Origin of the sequence: Pseudomonas laurentiana (assembly GCF_014648275.1) — a bacterium.
Lineage (GTDB): Bacteria > Pseudomonadota > Gammaproteobacteria > Pseudomonadales > Pseudomonadaceae > Aquipseudomonas > Aquipseudomonas laurentiana.
Map to the genome: position 1 here is coordinate 1 of NZ_BMQU01000063.1, position 1608 is coordinate 1608.

Consider the following 1608-nt stretch of genomic DNA (forward strand, 5'->3'; position numbering starts at 1 on the left):
TTGGCGCAATCGATGGCGATCTGATAACCGGCATCGGCATGACGCATGACGCCAGTCGCCGGGTCGTTGGTCAGAACGCGAGCGATACGCTCGGCAGCCTCGTCGGTACCGTCACAGACGATGACCATGCCCGAGTGCTGCGAGAAGCCCATGCCGACACCGCCGCCGTGGTGCAGGGAAACCCAGGTCGCGCCACTGGCGGTGTTGAGCAGTGCGTTGAGCAATGGCCAGTCGGACACGGCGTCCGAGCCATCCATCATCGATTCGGTTTCGCGGTTCGGGCTCGACACCGAGCCGGAGTCCAGGTGGTCACGACCGATCACGATCGGTGCCGACAGTTCACCGCGGCGCACCATTTCGTTGAACGCCAGGCCCAACTTGGCGCGCTGGCCCAGGCCGACCCAGCAGATACGTGCGGGCAGGCCCTGGAAGCTGATGCGCTCACGGGCCATTTCCAGCCAGTTGTGCAGGTGCGCATCGTCCGGGATCAGTTCCTTGACCTTGGCGTCGGTCTTGTAGATGTCTTCGGCGTTACCCGACAGGGCTGCCCAGCGGAACGGGCCGATACCACGGCAGAACAGCGGGCGAATATAGGCCGGTACGAAACCTGGGAAGTCGAATGCGTTTTCTACGCCTTCTTCCTTGGCCATCTGACGGATATTGTTGCCGTAGTCGAAGGTCGGAACGCCCTGCTTCTGGAAGTCGAGCATGGCCTGCACATGCACGGCCATCGACTGCTTGGCCGCCTTGACCACCGCAGCCGGCTCGGTTTGTGCGCGGTCACGGTACTGTTCCCAGGTCCAGCCTGCCGGCAGGTAACCGTTGAGCGGGTCGTGGGCGCTGGTCTGGTCAGTGACCATGTCCGGACGCACGCCACGCTTGACCAGCTCTGGCAGGATTTCCGCGGCGTTACCGTGCAGGGCAATGGAAATGGCTTTGCCTTCAGCGGTGTACTTGGCGATACGCGCCAGGGCGTCGTCCAGGTCGTTGGCCTGCTCGTCGACGTAACGGGTGCTCAGGCGGAAGTCGATGCGGCTCTGCTGGCATTCGATGTTCAGCGAGCAGGCACCGGCCAGGGTTGCAGCCAGCGGCTGCGCGCCACCCATGCCACCCAGGCCAGCGGTCAGTACCCACTTGCCCTTGAGGCTGCCGTTATAGTGCTGGCGACCGGCTTCGACGAAGGTTTCATAGGTGCCTTGAACGATGCCCTGGCTGCCGATGTAGATCCAGCTGCCGGCAGTCATCTGGCCGTACATGGCCAGGCCCTTGGCATCCAGTTCGTTGAAGTGCTCCCACGTGGCCCAGTGCGGCACCAGGTTGGAGTTGGCGATCAACACGCGCGGGGCATTGGCGTGGGTCTTGAACACGCCGACTGGCTTGCCGGATTGCACCAGCAGCGTTTCGTCGTCGTTCAGGTTGGTCAGGCTCTCGACGATCTTGTCGTAGCACTCCCAGTTACGCGCCGCACGGCCAATGCCGCCGTACACCACCAGCTCTTTCGGGTTTTCCGCGACTTCAGGGTCGAGGTTGTTCATCAGCATGCGCAGCGGCGCTTCAGTCAGCCAGCTTTTGGCGGTCAGCGTAGTGCCGCGCGGTGCGCGAATTTCG

Annotated in this window: 1 protein-coding gene; it reads right to left on the reverse strand. The window is 63.1% G+C overall.

All coding sequences use genetic code 11. The features are described from left to right. On the reverse strand, positions 1-1608 hold a 1608-nt coding region (gene hutU / locus IE038_RS23790; protein ID WP_189396408.1), incomplete at both ends, for a urocanate hydratase.